The following is a 16,226-nucleotide window of genomic DNA, read 5'->3' on the forward strand; positions in this document are numbered from 1 at the left end:
GCCTGTTTTCGCGACCCCTAAAATTCGACTGGAGCGAACGAGCCCGATAGGGCGCGTAGCCGGGGTGCGTTTCTTTTGGTTCGTTTTCTTTTCGTATAAAAAGAAAATGAACAAACTCCCAGCAGCCATCAAGTATGGAATTGTTTCGGGTAAAATTAATCAAGTGTGGCATCGCTGGCGCTCCGCAAAGCACTTCGTAGTAAGTGCCAGTGTCGCACTTTAACAAACGCAACCAGCCGACTCGCTAGCGCTCTCGGCTGTCACGGGCGTTAGCCAAGGAGGTAAGCATGAAGCGGAATATGGATCTAGTTCGAAAGATACTTCAATCTATGGAGGATAGTGCTCACGGGCATGCGCCACACTACTTTTCAATAGAGGGATTTACGGATGAGGAAGTTGGATACCATTGCTACCTGCTTTACGATGCCGGACTCATAGACGCTGCGGTTGATACAAGCGCGGGAAGTAAAAGTCCTTCTGCTATACCAATTAATCTAACTTGGGAAGGGCATGAGTTTATCGCCAATGCTTACAATGATTCTGTATGGGCACAGGCAAAAGGCATGGTGGGTAAGCTTGGTAATGCTTCTTTTGCAATTTGGGGTGAGGTCCTCGCTCAAGTTGTTAAAAATAATCTGGGAATCAATGGCTAACAAGTGCATCTTGTTCGCCGCTAAACGCGGCGGGACGGCTACGCGTTCGCTCCGCCGCCCCAAATGCAGGCGTTATGTTTTGATGAGCAAATGAAGAACGTTATATTTTCGATCATTGTTCTAGCTATGTTCGCAGTTGTCGTAAAAGGATATATTCTCTTCGAGGAAGGCAGACTCTATGACGATGATGGGGTTCTCGTTGAGCATAAATTTTGCGAATCTGACGATCAGTGTGTATTGGTAAAAACAGGATGCTCAGGGAGCTGCGGAAGCCCGATCAACCAAATATACGTAGATGCACATGATGCTAAAACTCTTGAAGTTTGCGAGAACTACACCGGCCCAAAGATTGAGGTAATGTGCTTTCGCCAAGAGCTATCATGCATAAACAAAAAATGCACATCTATTGAAGTTCGTTAAACATAACAAGCGGCTCTTGGGCCGCACAAAAAACGTGCGGCAGGGACGGCTTACGCTACTGAACCTACACCACTTTAGTTGACAGTAATTTCTGTCAATCTAGAGGGGAAGAAGATGGGTCAAACCAGAAAGCGTCACTACGATCGATATACGCTGGATTTCAAGAAAATGGTTGTTAAGCTTGCCAGCAACCCTAGCGTTAAGGCCAAAAATATTGCCGATACACTAGGCCTTCATCCGGTGATGGTTTATCGGTGGCAAATGGAATACCGTAATGGTGAACTGAGGGGTAACCCTCTTGCTGAAAGACAGCCAACAAAGGGAGTGAGTGTGGCGAGCACTAAGAAAACTGATCAAGATAGGGCGTTAGAGAAAAAGCTCCGTAATGCTGAAAAACGCATCCGCAAACTTGAGAAAGACCTGGCTCAACGTGACGATGAGCTTGATCTCCTAAAAAAAGCCGAGCGGTTCTTCGTAAAGAAAAAGTAAAAGTCTTCGAGTTAATAGAGAAGAACCGCGTGGGTAGAGATGTTCGAAGGCTTTGTGGCCTCTTTGGTGTTACCAGTGGTGGCTTCTACGCATGGCGCAATCGACCAATTTCCGCTACTCGTCAGTATGACTTTGTATTGATGTCGGCAATTGAAGAGACGCACCAGGGGTTTCGTCGAGCTTACGGTGCACCCAGGCTTCATGCCGAACTGCGCAGATAGAACTTAACCTGCAGTGTCAGACGGATTAATAGACTCATGAAGGAGCTGGGAATTAAAGCCTCTACTACTGGTCTGTATACGTGGCGGCCTGGTCATCAAGAGTTATATTCTGGCGCGGGCAATCACCTCGCCGAACTTGAGGCTCCCGCCGCGACGGGTGCCCAGTGGGCCGGCGACTTTACCTATGTAAGGACAGGTAAGGGCTGGCTTTATCACGCAGTTGTCATGGATCTCTTTAGTCGTAAGGTAATCGGCTGGTCGTTTGGTCGCAAGCGTAATACTGAGCTCACGAAGAGTGCTCTCAGTATGGCGCTTGCGAGACAGGGGGCTCAATCAGGTTGCATCTTTCATTCTGACCAAGGGATTGAGTATGCGGCGCACGAGTATCGCGAATTGGTCGAGTCAGCAGGCTTGACCAGAAGCATGAGTCGAAAGGCAACGCCACTGGATAATGCTGTCGTCGAGTCGTTCTTCCACAGCATGAAGGCAGAGCTTGTCCACCAGAAATCATTTGTGGATCAGATTGAGGCCACGGCATACATCATTGAATACATTGAGTTCTACAATCGGGAGCGAATACACACCAGTTTATCCTTCCAGTCGCCTGAGGAATATGAAAGACTGTGTGCGTAAAAAGTGTCAACGAAAGTGGTATAGGATCACTACGCTCGCGTTTGTTGCAGGCGTTAATGTGCTCTGCTTTTTAGTGCATCGCTAGAAATATTGTAAGTGCTTTGCTACGAAGCTCCGCTATTGGGACCCCTTGCGCAGCGGTGAGCGGAAGTCGGATTTTAGGGGGCAATTGGGCAAGGACGCCCAATTGAGCGACGATCAGGCAGGACCCTGTTTGCGCGACCCCTAAAATCCGACTGGAGCGAACGAACCCTTTAGGGCGCGTAGCCGGGGTACGTTTCTTTTGGTTCGTTTTCTTTTCGTATAAAAATAAAATGAACAAACTCCCAGTAACCATCAAGCATGGAATTATTGCTGGTAAAATTAATCAAGTGTGGCATCGCTGGCGCTCCGTAGCTTACTTCGCAGCAAAAACCCAGTGTCGCACTTTATCCAACGCAACCAGCCGACTCGCTAACGCTCTCGGCTGTCACGGGCGTTACACATTAACGAAAAAATGGATAGGGAATGAAAAATATCGCAAAAGTATCATTTATAATAGCTTTATCTGCTTCAGGAATGCAGGTATTTGCTAATAGTTCTTTTGGCCCGGTAAGGGTTGTTAGCGTAGCAGTGCATGACTCACATATGCTTATTGTTAACATAGCTAATGATGGAGAAAAAAAGCATACTGAGCAATGCGATTCTGGTAGAGAGCGTACATTGGTAATCAACAAAGACTCTCCTTATGAAAAAGAAATGTTTTCAATTGCACTTGCCGCTAAAGCATCAGGAAAATCGATAACAGGCTGGGTAAATGGATGTCACTCCTTCTGGAACTACAAAGCTCCAAAGCTTACTGTAATTTCAATTGTCGAGTAGTGTGTAACAAGGGCGGCCAAGCTCGCAGCTATCGCTGCTGGACTCGGCGCCAATCGCGCCTCGCCCTTTACTTGCCCTTGCCACCGGCGTAATAAATAGGTACTAAATATGAGAAAGTTAATACTTCCAACACTTTTTTGTTTATCAACAAACTTATCGATTGCTAGTGAAAACTGTGTTGGTGAAGTGACTGTTGTTATGGACATTCCTACAAAATGTAATGAGCATGTTGCATTTAAACTCAATACATCTGGAGATCCGTGGATATGCGCACTATCAAGCCGTAGTGATTCTATGGTCCTTGCTGCCTACACTTCTGGGAAAAAAATAAATGTAAGGATAGAACCTTCAATAAAGGGAGATTGTACAACAATTGCCCATTACCAACAGCCATTATATATGAGTATTCATGATTAATTTATAACAAAGCCATGCACCGGAACAACAGCCCTTCGTTGCAATTTATGCACTACGCTGCCACTTCGTCAACATAAATTACAATTTCAGTCCGCTGTCAAGTGGTAGAGGCGTTATGCAAATTACGCCGCTGCTTTGTGCGAAAAAATCACGTTACACTATCAAACAACGCGCAAAAAAGGGAGTTTATCTTGGAGTATATTGAACCGTATAAAGTCACGGTTTTAATCATGGGGTTGACTGGCCTTGTGAGCTTAATACAGCTATTAATTGTGGACTTCGCTGCCATCAAATTGAAGCACACTCCGGGCTTTCCGGTGCAATCGGATCATAGTAGCTTCCTCTTTAGAGCGTCTCGAGCACATGCAAATACGAATGAGACTATTGGCGTCTTTATTCTTTTATCATGCTTTGGAGTGCTATCTTCTGGTAGTGCAGCCTGGCTAAGTGGGTTTGCCATAGCCTATTTTGTAGGTCGTATTCTGCACATGTGCTGCTATTATGGCGGTTTATCAATTGCCCGCAGCGCCTCTTTTGCCGTCAGCTTGGTAGGTTTGACGGGTATGTTTGTGGTTGGCTTAGTACCGTGGTTTTAAACAAACGCTAATAAAGAGATAAAGTTCGCGTTTTTACTGCGCAAATACGTAGCTGGCGCTTGTTGTGGGCGCTGTATTTTACATGGCTTAACAAGTATATTTTATGACTACGAACAGTAGAATTAGAAGATTGCATGCCAGCAGGGATTATATTTCGGATAACTGTCACGCAAGGATCAGCTTGCCAGATATGGCAAAGCACTCATATATGTCGCCCTATCATTTTTTGCGTGTTTTAAAAGATACTTATGGCGAAGCGCCTAACGAATTCTTGATTCGGCTTAGGATCGAACAAGCTAAGAAAATGCTTATCACTGAAAATTTTAGTGTCTCAGAAATTTGTCAGAAGGTGGGCTACACAAGCCTTGGTAGCTTTTCTTCATTGTTTTTAAAGCACACGGGTATGGCACCTACTGTATATCGTCGTAAACTTTGGGCTCTATCTTCTGAAGCATTTCGCTTTCCCTCGCAGGTGATACCGGCATGTTATGCCTACCATTTTTTGGGCAAATCGGCTAAGTGAGCAATATTGGAGAAACATCGTTTTGACTATTTCTATAGCATATAGATGAATTAACAACAGGGAATATATCAATGATCACATCCATAGCGCACGCAACGATATACGTACTCAATCAGGACGAAGCACTAGATTTTTACAAAAACAAACTCGGCTTCGAGGTTGGGGATGATATGAAAGTGGAAAGCGATTTTCGATGGCTAACTGTACATCCTAAATCTAAGCCGCAACTCCAGCTGGTATTGGCAGAGCCAAAAGAAGGACCGATGTTCAGCAAAGACGCTGCCGAGAAAATACGAAGCCTTATTGAAGAAGGCGCATTTGGAGTAGGTGTTTTTGAAACTGACAACTGTAAAACAACCTATGAAGAGCTTCTAGCCAAAGGAGTGAAATTCATCCAGCCACCTACAGAGCAGCTTTACGGTATCGAGGCTATGGGCCTAGACAACTCCGGAAACTGGTTTAGCTTGGTTCAACGAGAAAAATAGAAAATCGAGGTAATATCAAGGGGCAGACACCAGGGAACCGATGTAAGTATTAGCATCATGGATGCCTGCCCCCCCCTTGACCCTTAAACTACCCCTACCCTCCAACAAAACCTTGATTTAATAAGTCGCCAAATTTGAGCAGTACCGACTGGTTTTCAGCCAACAGATCCATTAGCCTAGAGGTTTATTCTCTAGTCGGCTAAAAAGGATTTGCCCATTATGTCTCGCCTTTCTGTATTACTTGTGTGCGCACTCTTGTCCACCTATTCAGCGCTGACTACCGCCAACCATCCGCTACTGGCGCCCTACCCTGGCGCTAATGTATACGTTAAAAAGGTATTGGACTACACCCACTTTACGCTACCCACCGGCATGCCAGCTCCGGGCAGTGACCAGCTGCCCACCAAACAAGTTACCGGTGACTTAAACCAGATCTTCTATACGCTTGACGGCGTATCAACTCTGAAGACCTTTAAAAATTATCGACAAGCATTGCAATCACTGGGGTTTAAGATTCTATTTGAGTGTGAGCGCGACGCCTGTGGAACCGGCGACGCCGCAAGAATCTTTGGCTCGGCACTGTCGCCCAATGGCGCTGTGTACAACTACTACCGAGACGCCTACGCTATCCTTGCCGAAGGAAAAGGCAACAAGGGCGCCATTCATGTTGCGCTGTTTTTTGGCGGCTACGACAGCGAATCTGCCATTCAGCAGGTTATTGTAGAAGAGGAACCGCTGGATGCATCGCTATTGTCGGTCAATCAAGATTACTTGCTAAAACAACCCGCACCGACAGTCGTTACAGCGGCAACGCCCTCCGATTTGGAGCGCGACCACCCCCTTATAAGCCGATACCCAGGCGCACACATTTACGATGAAAAGCGCACCGATTATGCACCCTTCAATTTGCCAGTAGGTGTCAGCAACCCAGGGCAGGCCAATTTTGAAATTGCGACCCAAGCCTTAACTGGCGACTTAAGCTTACACACTTACACCATCGACAACAGCTCCACCTTAAAAATTGCCGAAAACTACAAGGCCGCCCTGCTGGCCGCAGGCTTCACCATAGATTTTTCCTGTGCGCTCGCGGCTTGCGGTACCAACGACCAAGCACGCAAACTGGGTGGCCTACTTTCGCCTTCTGGCTCGGTCTATAACGACTACCGCCAGCCCTACTTTTTCTCGGCGCACAAAGCTGCTGAAAAAGGCCCCGTTCACGTCTCGCTGTTCATTGGTGGCCACGAGGATAGTGCCAGCGTTCAACAAGTGATACTCGAAGTCGAGAAATTGGATACCGGCCTGGTGAGCGTCTCTGCAGAGTCACTTAAACGCGCGCTTGACGAGACCGGTAAAGCCAGCATTTACGGTATCCATTTTGATACCGGCAAGGCCACAATTAAACCCGAATCGGCCGACACACTGGCGGAAATTACCAAGCTGCTGAAGCAAACACCAACGCTCAATCTGTATGTGGTTGGCCACACAGACGATACCGGCGACCTCAACCACAATCAGACCCTATCCGGCCAACGGGCCGACGCCGTGGTGGCCGCACTGGTTGCACAAGGAATTGCACAAGCTCGACTTCTGGCCTTTGGCGCCGGCCCCTACGCACCGGCCGCAACCAACACCAAAGACGCCGGCAAGGCGCGCAATCGGCGTGTGGAGCTGGTGCAGCGGCTGCAATAATCCAGCTCTACCTTAGGTGTTTCATTAAGAGTGAATGGCAGATTCCATTAGATCGATTCCTGCATTATGGACGAGGAGTCTGCCCCATAGACCTGGAGTCAAACTGGCTTTCCATTGCAAAGTAAGCCAACTCTATAGCTAGTTCAGGCAGCCAGTGAGTGGGTCAATGCGAGTTCACGCATCTTTGCTCAGCGCTTCACCACGGGTCAGGCACGGTTGCTCGTATTCTTCTCGCAACCCAACCACTAAGCTGTACACTGCTAGCCTATAAGAGAAACAATTCTCCACATCTGGGAACCGCAATGACATTACAACAATCCGGCGGTATCGCCGCTATCATCGAAGGGTTAACCTACATCTTCGGCATTGTGCTTTTTCTGATCGTCCTCGACCCGTCGGGCTATGAGGGCGCCACGGGCCGGTTACAGTTCATGACAGAGAACAGCGATAGTTACCTGCTGGGCCTGCTTGTATCCGGCTTGTTATTCAGCTTGGCGCTGGTTGTATTAGTACTGGCCGTGCATCAGCGCTTGGTTGTGAGCGCGCCCAACCTCACCACCTTCGCTACGGTGATCGGATTTTTTTGGGCCGTCATTGTATTGGCCTCATCTCTGATTGAAATGGTAAGTATTAACGCGCTAACGACGCTTTACGCTACCGACCCAGACGCAGCGATCACTTTGCAACGTTCGGTGGGCGTTGTTGCGGGAGGCCTGGGTGGCGATATTGAGCTAGTAGGTGCGGTGTGGACGGCAATCATCAGCTTCATTGGCATCAAGCACCAACTATTTAGCCGCTGGTTGAATTACTTAGGCCTGGCCGTGGGCGTAGCGGGTACGCTTACGCTCTTTGCGCTCTTCTCGGCTTTCAGAGGGAGCCCAGTGTTTGAGTTGATGACACTTGTTTTTGGTCTGGGCCAGATTCCCTGGTTTATCTGGCTCGGCATTAGCCTGTACCGGGCACAGATGAACGAAATCCCAACAAGCTTAGACTTAAGTTAGTAGATAAAGTGAAAGCATCCTATTGACACCTATCGTCGTAAACATTGCCCTTGCGCTGAAGCGGCAACAAGTTACATATTCTACTGCATGCGGTTGGCCGCAAGATCAGTTGGGCGGATGCGCCTGGCTGTGAATTGTTAGCAGGAGTTGCGGGATGACCAAAGCTAGGTGGCAAGCGCTGATGAACGAGCTGGGGCTCAGTGCCGACAACGGCTGTTATGAGGCACTGTATCAAGATTATTCTGAGCGCCACAGGCATTACCATACGGTGGCCCATATTGAGGCCATGCTGACTCACCTGGATGGTGTAGCAGACCTGGCCGAACGGCCTGCGGAACTGGAGCTGGCCATTTGGTTTCACGACGCCATCTACAAACCGCTATCTAAAACCAATGAGCAAGACAGCGCCCAATGGGCTAAAACCTTTCTTGCAGGTTGCGGCTACGATGAGGCTGGCATCGCGCGCATCGTTAAGCTGGTTATGGCGACCCTACACACAGGCGCGGTTAACACCTGCGATGAGCGGCTCATCGTCGATATCGACCTCACGATCCTAGGCACGCCACCGTCAGTCTACGATGAGTTTGAACGCAATGTACGCCGCGAATACAAGGCCGTACCTTGGTTTATATACCGCAGAAAGCGCAAAGCCGTACTCGCCAGCTTTCTGGACAGCCCCCACATTTACCACACGGACTGCTTCAGAGACACGCATGAAAGCGCCGCCAGAGCCAACATCCGGCGGGCCATGGCCGCACTTTAATCCTTTACGTCACGGGTCATTGTGCCTCGGCTACACCTATCAGCGCCCCTTGCGCTGCGCGCGTTCCATGGGCGAGCGGCAGTGCGCAGCGGAACGCGTGCAGGCCGTTTGCCCAGGGCCGCCCGTTCACCTGATGGCACCCAGACGCTGTTCTCAATGCAGCCTTGAGTCGCGATGGGCTTAAACTCGAAATGCGTTACCCGCACACCGGATCATGCTTGGCGTCCGAGTTGTCGCGCGCTCCGCGTTTTGCCAGCGGCGCCCAGGTGGCGTATGCTGGAATGCACCCCGACATGCACCCGCCGCGAGGCACGCCAAAGTACAGAGGCTCATGAGTACCCAGTCAGACCCCAAAAAGCTTGTTGATAACCATAGAAACCTTATTCACTCTGAGTTGTTAAAGGTGATATCCCATGTTCAGCGCGATGACGGTGAGTGGGTGCAACATACGGTGATGACAGAGGGCTGTGATGTGCCCTTTAAGTTCCGGCGCAAAGGCAAATACCAGAACCTTAAGGGCGCCAGGGTCAATATCACTTACTATCCGGCGCACGAAACGGTGGCCGGCATGGAGTTTGAAATAATGAAGGTGGTGCGCATAAAACGGGGCTAGCTGTGTAGCAATGCCTTCGCCTGCTTCGAGCAAGCTCCCGATAGATGCACGCCCGCTCCGATGACTAATAAACTAAACCTATGCACACCTTCGTCCGGTAACACATACTATGCCACTCGATAAAACCCCACCGAAAAGCTATATCAAACAAGAGCAGGGTTATCGCGACCGCGCGCTTAAGATGTACCCCTGGGTCTGCGGCCGCTGCGCCCGTGAATTTACCTACTCGAACCTGCGCGAGCTGACTGTGCACCACCGCGATCACAATCACGACAACAACCCGCCCGATGGCAGCAACTGGGAGTTATTGTGCATCTATTGCCACGACATGGAGCACGCCAAATTTCACGAGCACGTGCTCTACGGTTCGACCAAGCCCAAAGAGCGGGCTCCGGCTACGCACAACCCCTTCGCAAACTTAAAGAACATGATGGACAGCAAAAAGCCCTAGCGCATGTCATGCAGGCGCGGCCGCTTGCGCGAGTGCAATAGGCTGTTAACTGGAGGTGGTGTGTATTCCGCTATAGGGGGTTGCGCAGCGTTTGCTCAGTGGGCAGCCGTATGGTTTGTTTTATGCCGATACATTGCCGCATCCGCATACTTCAGCAGCGCCTCCATACTCCGCCCGTGTTCTGGGTAAAGTGCAACACCTATGCTGCACGAAGGCATCTGAAGACCTTTCGCTTTGGAAGCCATTGGCTCTGCCATAGCGGCTTCAATCTGTTGCACCTTGATAGCCACATCCTCCGCCGAATGGATGTCGGTTAATAGTACGATGAATTCGTCACCGCCAAGGCGCGCCACCGTGTCCACCTCTCTGACACAAGCTTCCAGCCGCCGCGCAACCGTGCACAGTACCTGATCACCGGCCGCGTGCCCATGGGTATCATTCACTACTTTGAAGTCATTAATGTCCACAAATAGCAGCGCCAGTTTAGTCGAGTGGCGACGGGCCAGGCGCACGGCCAAATTGAGTCGATCCGTAAACAATGACCGATTAGTTAAACCGGTCAGCGGGTCGTGGTGCGCCAAAAACTGAAGCTCTACTTCCGCCTGGTGCAGTGCGGTAATGTTGCGTGCCACACCAATTCGTACACCGTCCTCTTCAGACCAGCGAGTAGACCAAAGTATATGCACAATGGCACCGCTCTTGTGAATATAGCGATTGCGAAAATCACTGGTAGGCTGACCGCGCATAATTTGCGCTATTGAGGCGCGCGTGTCGGGGATATCCTCTGGGTGCATATAGTTCATGATCGGGGTGCCCATGAGTTCCTGCGCCTTGTAACCCAGCAACGCTTCACAGGCATCGCTCACAAAAACAATGTGATTGCTGCGATCAACCACAAATACCGTATCTAACATCAGACCGATCAGTTTTGGATAAAGCGCGTCTAAATCAACAGGCATAGGGGACAATCGGCTGGTTCAGTTCAACAGAGTATAGCCGCTTCGAACGGGCATTGGGCAAATCCCCACCCCCCCAATGGGCGCAGCGTCGCGCGCCGCACCTGCGAGCGAGGCAAAGCGAATGCGCGTGCGACCAACGGTCTAACAGGCCACTGGACTCGCCGAGCCCAAGTGATAACATCTAGGACAATATCCGCAGGTCTCGAAAGTGCCATTGTGCGGATCTAACGGGCGACAGCAAGGATGACCTCCGGCGACGGGACGACGCCGCAACACAAGAACACTTTTTCCTACAGCCAGGAACAGGCATGACAGCATCAATTACCGGCCGCTGCCATTGCGGCAGCGTTACATGGGTGGCAGCGCTACCGCCAACTATCCTGCTCAACTGTCACTGCAATATGTGCAGACAGCTGAGTGGTGCAGACTACAGCTCTTGGGTAGTTATGCCAGTCGAAAGCTTTCATATAGAAAGCGGTGCCGATAGCATCAAACACTACCAGGCAACGGAAAAGTTCAGCAAAAACTTTTGTACTGAATGCGGTGCCACGGTGAGCTGTATCAACAACGATAAGTTTCCCGACCACATTTACGTGGCCCGCGGCAATATCACCGGTGAGTTCAATGAGCCCGTAGCACTGCAGGTGTACACCAAGGATAAAGCCGACTGGGTGACGCCAGATCCAGAGATTCCCGTTTATAATCCCGAATAGATTCCGGTATCGGCGATACACGACCGATGAGCAACGATTTGCGTGCGCCACTCGCGCGCTGCACGCATCTCATCGCTTGTCGACCCTGTGCGGCTACAGGCGCGCTAGCAGTTCGTCCAACCGCTCAAGTACCGAGGCCATACCCGCTTCCATGCCCATTTGCACCACAGTTTCTAAATCGGCCAGCGAGGCGTATTGCACAATGCTTTGCACCAGTGCGTGATCGGACTTATCGGAAAAATTCACTTCCCAGCGCGCCTGCGGCATATCGGGATTCAGTTCGCCCGCCGCATTGGAAAAGCCATCCAAGGCGGTGTACTGCGCTTGGGGCGTAATGGTCAGGTACTGCAGCAAACTCCAATACTCTTGGCCCGAGGGCTCGATCATCACATAGTGCCAGCGGCCGCCCTCGCGAAAGTCCATCGATTGGGTTTTGGCCTTAAGGGGTTTTGGCGCAAACCATTGATCTAGCAGCTCGGCCTGGGTGTAGCAATCCCACACCCGTTGGCGGGGCGCGGCAAATTCCCGCGTGATGGTAAGCGTGTTTTGTGTTTTATCGACGATAAAATCAAATTGCAGATTAGCGTTCATTGCCGTCTCCCTTCATGGTGGCCAGTAAGTTATCCAAATTGTGATAGCGCGCTTCCCATATGCGTCGAAATTGCTCCAGCCACACATCCAGCTCGCTAAGTTTTTCCACTTTCAATTGGTAGTAGATTTCACGCCCTGTCTTGGCGCTGTCCACCAAGCCGCACTCATTGAGAATGCGAATGTGCTTGGAGGTGGCCTGGCGCGATATATCAAAGTGGTCGGCGATGGCATTGGGGGTCATGGCGTTGGCGGCGATGAGCACCATTATCGCCCTGCGCGTGGGGTCGGCAATTGCCTGAAATATGTCTCGTTGCACGGCACACCCTATTTGCTACCATTTGGTTGCAAAAATAAAAGAAACCAATTGGTTGCGCAATAGCTTGATGAAAAATTCTCTACTAAACGCCTGGTCTTTGGCGGAAATAGTTGCCACTTTCGCAATAAAATCATAAGGTTAGCGTAGATTCGGCGCGCGAGAATCAAGACCAATCCCCAGTGCCACTGGCCGCCACCAATACCAGTGCTCACCTGTGAGGGCTTGCGTTGCGACGTAATGCACCGACTCTGGCGCCTAAGGACAGCAATACCTAAGGTCAAATTTACCGACGGATACTCAAGGACGGCCATGCCCCATTGCCATATCGAACACAGCGCCCAGCTCAACGGCCAGCAACTGATGCATATGGTGCACGAGGATGCCCTGGCATCGGGGCTTTTTGAGGCCGATGGCGCCGATATTAAAGTGCGCGCCCAACCCTACATCAACGGTCTGGTGGGTGGTCAGCCTGCGGACTTCGTACACGTCACACTGCGCATATTGGCGGGCCGAAACCATGCGCAAAAAGCGGCCCTCACGAATTCCGTACTGGAAAGCCTGTGCGCTTACTGCGCGCCAGATTGTGCGGTATCGGTGGAAGTTGTCGAAATTGATCCGCACAGTTATCGGAAAGCCTCACACAAACTTGGAGAACATATTTGATGCAGAACTCACTGGAATCGGAATTGGCCGCCGTTAAAAAGGCCATGATAAAAACCCAGATCATCGGTGCCCCCGGTATGATTTTGATTGGTCTAGGCATGTATGGGGTATTCGCCGCACAGGGCGATGCATTTATTCCGCTGCTGAACAGTGAAAGCAATTGCTACATTTTATTAGCTGTGGGTGCCTGTATTGCCGTCTGGGAGGCAGTAACTGTCATCAAGCTCGTCAGAAAACAAAATGCACTGACCCAAGAGATTGGTCGACAGTCTTAACCTAACCTGTCAACGCTATCTAGCCGTAGCGCGCCGGCCGCGCTACTGTTTGGCGCATATCGCGCACTGATTTTTTTGCCGACACCTCTGCCGCATAGGCGCCATACACGGTTCACTCAGCCCGCTAACCGGGGCCCGAAACCCGCCCCAGAAAAAGAACACACCTAGCACCAGTGTCTCAAATTATTTTAACTCAGTCGTCAAAATAGATTGGCATTAACCCCAGCAAGCGCGTCAAAACGCGAGACCGATGCCGATATAGATGCTAATCGAATTTCAAAAGAATTTGACATCGCCCATCGAAATAAAAACAACTAGCCGCACGCGTTCAGTTTTTTCTATAGCTACATTCACTATTATCCAATTTCGTAAATTGCGCGCCTGAACTATAACTGCCGGAGGTTATTTCCACTCACTCACCACAGAGGCAGTTAAAATGCACAATAAAACCCTCGCAGCGCTGGCCGCAAGCTTGCTTACAGTCACCGCGCTCACCTTACCGCTAGGTGCCCTGGGCGCACAGGGCGCAAAGACCAATCAATTCTGGTGGCCGGAGCAACTCAATTTGGCACCGCTGCGTGCCCACGATGTGAGTTCCAATCCCTATGGCGCAGACTTCGATTACGCCGCCGAATTTGCCACCCTCAATCTCGCCGAAGTAAAACAGGATATCGAAAAAGTTTTAACCACCTCACAACCCTGGTGGCCGGCCGACTACGGGCACTATGGGCCCTTTATGATCCGCATGGCCTGGCACAGCGCGGGCACCTACCGCGTGGGCGATGGCCGAGGTGGTGCCGGTGGCGGCCAACAGCGTTTCGATCCTTTGAATAGCTGGCCCGACAATGCCAACCTGGATAAAGCGCGACGCCTGCTCTGGCCGGTCAAGCAAAAGTACGGCAAGAAGTTATCCTGGGCCGATTTAATGATTCTTGCGGGCAATGTGTCGCTGGAATCCATGGGCTTTAAAACCTTTGGCTTTGCCGGTGGCCGCGCCGACGACTGGGAGCCGGATGTGGTTTACTGGGGACCCGAGAAAAAAATGCTGGCCGATGAGCGCCGCACCCAAGACGGCAAGCTCAAGGGCGATTTAGCGGCAGTACAAATGGGCCTAATCTACGTCAATCCCGAAGGCCCTGGCGGTAATCACGACCCCTTGGCCGCCGCTAAAGACATGCGTTTGTCCTTTGGGCGCATGGCGATGAACGACGAAGAAATTGTCGCACTGGTGGCCGGTGGCCACACATTGGGTAAGGCCCACGGCGCCAAAAATCCGGCCGATTGCACCGGCCCGGAGCCGGCCGCTGCGGCCATCGAAGCGCAGGGTTTTGGCTGGACCAATAAATGCGGCAAAGGCAATGCCGAAGACACCACCACCAGCGGCCTGGAAGGTGCCTGGACGCAAACCCCAACCCGCTGGTCCATTTTGTATTTGGCCAATTTGTTTAACTTTGAGTGGAAGCAGGTCAAGAGCCCGGCTGGCGCCACCCAGTGGATTCCCACAGACCCTAATGCCGCGAAAATGGTGCCCGACGCCCACGATCCGAAAAAACGCCATGCGCCCATCATGTTCACCACCGATTTGGCGCTAAAAGAAGACCCTGCGTTCCGTAAAATATCCGAGCGTTTTTTGAAAAATCCCCAGGAATTCGATCTAGCCTTTGCCAAAGCCTGGTTCAAGCTCACCCATCGCGACATGGGCCCGCGGGCACGCTATGTGGGCGCAGAAATTCCACAGGAGGTGTTGAGCTGGCAAGATCCGATTCCGGCGGTGGATTTTAAACTCATTGATGAGCAAGAGATTGCCGACCTGAAAAGCCGTATTTTGAAGTCCGGCATTGCGCACAATGAATTGATTAAAACCGCTTGGGCATCGGCGGCCTCTTACCGCGCCACCGATATGCGCGGAGGCGCCAATGGCGCGCGCATCCGTCTGGCACCGCAAAAGGATTGGGCCGTCAACGATCCAAAAAATCTGGCGAAAACCTTACGGGCGTTGGAAAAAATCCGCACGGCATTTAACAAAACACTCGGCGGCGGCAAGCAAGTGGCCCTGGCCGATGTGATCGTTTTGGCGGGCAATGCCGCCGTAGAAGCGGCCGCAAAAAAGGCTGGCCATACAGTCACCGTGCCCTTCATGCCAGGACGCAACGATGCCACACAGGCACAGACCGAAGTAGCCTCCTTTGCTGTACTAGAGCCTAAGGCCGATCCATTCCGTAACTACTATTCGCCCCAAAGCTTTTACGCCCCGGCCGAAGCCATGGTGGATCGCGCCAATCTGCTCAACCTCACAGTGCCAGAGCTAACGGTACTGGTGGGTGGCATGCGGGCATTAAATGCCAATACAGGCGGCACCAAGCACGGCGTACTAACCAGCAAACCCGGCACGCTCAGCAACGACTTCTTTGTCAACCTGCTGGACATGTCCACCGCCTGGCGCAAGGCCAAAACCGAAGGCGTTTACGAGGGTTACGATCGCACCACGGGCAAAGCCAAGTGGACCGCCACCACCGTGGATCTCATTTTTGGCTCCAACTCCGAGCTGCGCGCCATAGCGGAAGTTTATGCGGCCCAAGACGGCGAACAGAAAATGGTACGGGACTTTGTGGCCGCCTGGCACAAGGTCATGGCCGCCGATCGCTTTGACCTGGGCCGCTAAGGCAATGGACCGTAAATAACCACTAACCCCGGCCGTCGCCGGGGTTATCTTCTTCGTTGCAATGCTCGACACACACTGGGCATGTCCGTTGTCCAGTCCAGCGCACCGGCTTGATAATGCCATCGCCTCACAACTACCCTCCGCAGTTTTTTATTGGCGCTGCAGGCAACGGGCGTTAGTATTAAACGCATCTTCGCCGCATTAGCCGTCGCGGTCCAAGGCGTTTGGCGCC

At 51.3% G+C, this 16,226-nt stretch carries 20 protein-coding genes and 1 pseudogene; 18 read left to right on the top strand and 3 right to left on the bottom strand.

The features are described 5' to 3' along the window. The 14 genes and pseudogenes from ACW8F6_RS02050 to ACW8F6_RS02115 all read left to right on the top strand — a co-directional run. The coding region (locus ACW8F6_RS02050) for a hypothetical protein (RefSeq protein WP_491574176.1) at positions 1-223 on the top strand (223 nt) is incomplete at its 5' end. Positions 224-287: 64 nt separating this feature from the next. Continuing rightward, complete coding sequence (locus tag ACW8F6_RS02055) at positions 288-653, top strand: DUF2513 domain-containing protein (RefSeq protein WP_491574177.1); 366 nt, start codon at positions 288-290, stop codon at positions 651-653. A gap of 534 nt (positions 654-1,187) precedes the next feature. Next, positions 1,188-1,562 carry a transposase gene (locus ACW8F6_RS02060; protein ID WP_491574178.1) on the top strand — a complete coding sequence of 125 codons (375 nt, stop codon included), beginning with the start codon at positions 1,188-1,190 and terminating at the stop codon, positions 1,560-1,562. Positions 1,563-1,801: 239 nt separating this feature from the next. Continuing rightward, positions 1,802-2,416, top strand: a pseudogene (locus tag ACW8F6_RS02065) (IS3 family transposase); the annotation flags it as partial. 507 nt (positions 2,417-2,923) lie between these two features. Continuing rightward, positions 2,924-3,277: a hypothetical protein gene (locus tag ACW8F6_RS02070; RefSeq protein WP_491574179.1), complete on the top strand. Its 354-nt coding sequence runs from the start codon at positions 2,924-2,926 to the stop codon at positions 3,275-3,277. A 108-nt stretch (positions 3,278-3,385) separates the two neighbouring features. Beyond that, the gene (locus ACW8F6_RS02075) at positions 3,386-3,694 is read left to right on the top strand and encodes a hypothetical protein (RefSeq protein ID WP_491574180.1); all 309 of its coding nucleotides are present in this window, start codon (positions 3,386-3,388) and stop codon (positions 3,692-3,694) included. A gap of 191 nt (positions 3,695-3,885) precedes the next feature. Beyond that, entirely contained in the window at positions 3,886-4,290 is a 405-nt protein-coding gene (locus ACW8F6_RS02080; protein WP_491574181.1) for an MAPEG family protein, read from the top strand. 190 nt (positions 4,291-4,480) lie between these two features. Beyond that, a complete protein-coding gene (locus ACW8F6_RS02085) occupies positions 4,481-4,813 on the top strand; it encodes a helix-turn-helix transcriptional regulator (protein ID WP_491574182.1) in 333 nt (110 codons plus the stop codon). A 71-nt stretch (positions 4,814-4,884) separates the two neighbouring features. After that, on the top strand, positions 4,885-5,298 hold the full coding sequence (locus tag ACW8F6_RS02090; protein WP_491574183.1) for a VOC family protein: 414 nt from the start codon (positions 4,885-4,887) through the stop codon (positions 5,296-5,298). Between the two features lie 219 nt (positions 5,299-5,517). After that, the gene (locus ACW8F6_RS02095; protein WP_491574184.1) at positions 5,518-6,987 is read left to right on the top strand and encodes an OmpA family protein; all 1,470 of its coding nucleotides are present in this window, start codon (positions 5,518-5,520) and stop codon (positions 6,985-6,987) included. A gap of 302 nt (positions 6,988-7,289) precedes the next feature. Then, positions 7,290-7,988 (top strand): DUF4386 family protein, encoded by a 699-nt coding sequence (locus ACW8F6_RS02100; RefSeq protein ID WP_491574185.1) that lies wholly within the window; start codon positions 7,290-7,292, stop codon positions 7,986-7,988. 154 nt (positions 7,989-8,142) lie between these two features. After that, entirely contained in the window at positions 8,143-8,751 is a 609-nt protein-coding gene (locus tag ACW8F6_RS02105; protein WP_491574186.1) for an HD domain-containing protein, read from the top strand. 331 nt (positions 8,752-9,082) lie between these two features. Further along, a complete protein-coding gene (locus ACW8F6_RS02110; RefSeq protein ID WP_491574187.1) occupies positions 9,083-9,364 on the top strand; it encodes a hypothetical protein in 282 nt (93 codons plus the stop codon). Between the two features lie 109 nt (positions 9,365-9,473). After that, positions 9,474-9,815, top strand: coding sequence for a YajD family HNH nuclease (locus ACW8F6_RS02115; protein WP_491574188.1), 342 nt, complete (start codon positions 9,474-9,476; stop codon positions 9,813-9,815). 95 nt (positions 9,816-9,910) lie between these two features. On the opposite strand, the gene ACW8F6_RS02120 is transcribed toward ACW8F6_RS02115, so the two are convergent. After that, positions 9,911-10,774, bottom strand: coding sequence for a diguanylate cyclase domain-containing protein (locus tag ACW8F6_RS02120; RefSeq protein WP_491574189.1), 864 nt, complete (start codon positions 10,772-10,774; stop codon positions 9,911-9,913). A gap of 308 nt (positions 10,775-11,082) precedes the next feature. Here ACW8F6_RS02120 and ACW8F6_RS02125 point away from each other — a divergent pair, with 308 nt between their 5' ends. Beyond that, the gene (locus ACW8F6_RS02125) at positions 11,083-11,487 is read left to right on the top strand and encodes a GFA family protein (protein ID WP_491574190.1); all 405 of its coding nucleotides are present in this window, start codon (positions 11,083-11,085) and stop codon (positions 11,485-11,487) included. 93 nt (positions 11,488-11,580) lie between these two features. Here ACW8F6_RS02125 and ACW8F6_RS02130 read toward each other — a convergent pair whose 3' ends face one another. Both ACW8F6_RS02130 and ACW8F6_RS02135 read right to left on the bottom strand, forming a co-directional pair. After that, positions 11,581-12,078 carry an SRPBCC family protein gene (locus ACW8F6_RS02130; protein WP_491574191.1) on the bottom strand — a complete coding sequence of 166 codons (498 nt, stop codon included), beginning with the start codon at positions 12,076-12,078 and terminating at the stop codon, positions 11,581-11,583. Next, positions 12,068-12,394 (bottom strand): ArsR/SmtB family transcription factor, encoded by a 327-nt coding sequence (locus tag ACW8F6_RS02135; RefSeq protein WP_491574192.1) that lies wholly within the window; start codon positions 12,392-12,394, stop codon positions 12,068-12,070. The genes ACW8F6_RS02130 and ACW8F6_RS02135 overlap by 11 nt, the downstream gene beginning before the upstream one ends. Positions 12,395-12,703: 309 nt before the next feature. Between ACW8F6_RS02135 and ACW8F6_RS02140 the strand changes: the two genes are divergently transcribed. The 3 genes from ACW8F6_RS02140 to katG all read left to right on the top strand — a co-directional run bounded on the left by ACW8F6_RS02140 (position 12,704) and on the right by katG (position 15,994). Next, positions 12,704-13,057, top strand: coding sequence for a 5-carboxymethyl-2-hydroxymuconate Delta-isomerase (locus ACW8F6_RS02140; RefSeq protein WP_491574193.1), 354 nt, complete (start codon positions 12,704-12,706; stop codon positions 13,055-13,057). Next, entirely contained in the window at positions 13,054-13,332 is a 279-nt protein-coding gene (locus ACW8F6_RS02145) for a hypothetical protein (RefSeq protein WP_491574194.1), read from the top strand. Before ACW8F6_RS02140 ends, ACW8F6_RS02145 begins: the two co-directional genes overlap by 4 nt. A gap of 436 nt (positions 13,333-13,768) precedes the next feature. Next, positions 13,769-15,994: a catalase/peroxidase HPI gene (gene katG, locus ACW8F6_RS02150; RefSeq protein WP_491574195.1), complete on the top strand. Its 2,226-nt coding sequence runs from the start codon at positions 13,769-13,771 to the stop codon at positions 15,992-15,994. Positions 15,995-16,226: the final 232 nt, after the last annotated feature.

It is taken from the genome of Simiduia sp. (assembly GCF_058345725.1).

Coding starts and splice junctions, on each gene's coding strand:
- ACW8F6_RS02055 (WP_491574177.1), top strand. CDS start 288: ATGAAGCGGAATATGGATCTAGTTCGAAAGATACTTCAATCTATGGAG.
- ACW8F6_RS02060 (WP_491574178.1), top strand. CDS start 1,188: ATGGGTCAAACCAGAAAGCGTCACTACGATCGATATACGCTGGATTTC.
- ACW8F6_RS02070 (WP_491574179.1), top strand. CDS start 2,924: ATGAAAAATATCGCAAAAGTATCATTTATAATAGCTTTATCTGCTTCA.
- ACW8F6_RS02075 (WP_491574180.1), top strand. CDS start 3,386: ATGAGAAAGTTAATACTTCCAACACTTTTTTGTTTATCAACAAACTTA.
- ACW8F6_RS02085 (WP_491574182.1), top strand. CDS start 4,481: ATGGCAAAGCACTCATATATGTCGCCCTATCATTTTTTGCGTGTTTTA.
- ACW8F6_RS02090 (WP_491574183.1), top strand. CDS start 4,885: ATGATCACATCCATAGCGCACGCAACGATATACGTACTCAATCAGGAC.
- ACW8F6_RS02095 (WP_491574184.1), top strand. CDS start 5,518: ATGTCTCGCCTTTCTGTATTACTTGTGTGCGCACTCTTGTCCACCTAT.
- ACW8F6_RS02100 (WP_491574185.1), top strand. CDS start 7,290: ATGACATTACAACAATCCGGCGGTATCGCCGCTATCATCGAAGGGTTA.
- ACW8F6_RS02105 (WP_491574186.1), top strand. CDS start 8,143: ATGACCAAAGCTAGGTGGCAAGCGCTGATGAACGAGCTGGGGCTCAGT.
- ACW8F6_RS02110 (WP_491574187.1), top strand. CDS start 9,083: ATGAGTACCCAGTCAGACCCCAAAAAGCTTGTTGATAACCATAGAAAC.
- ACW8F6_RS02115 (WP_491574188.1), top strand. CDS start 9,474: ATGCCACTCGATAAAACCCCACCGAAAAGCTATATCAAACAAGAGCAG.
- ACW8F6_RS02120 (WP_491574189.1), bottom strand. CDS start 10,774: ATGCCTGTTGATTTAGACGCGCTTTATCCAAAACTGATCGGTCTGATG.
- ACW8F6_RS02125 (WP_491574190.1), top strand. CDS start 11,083: ATGACAGCATCAATTACCGGCCGCTGCCATTGCGGCAGCGTTACATGG.
- ACW8F6_RS02130 (WP_491574191.1), bottom strand. CDS start 12,078: ATGAACGCTAATCTGCAATTTGATTTTATCGTCGATAAAACACAAAAC.
- ACW8F6_RS02140 (WP_491574193.1), top strand. CDS start 12,704: ATGCCCCATTGCCATATCGAACACAGCGCCCAGCTCAACGGCCAGCAA.
- katG (WP_491574195.1), top strand. CDS start 13,769: ATGCACAATAAAACCCTCGCAGCGCTGGCCGCAAGCTTGCTTACAGTC.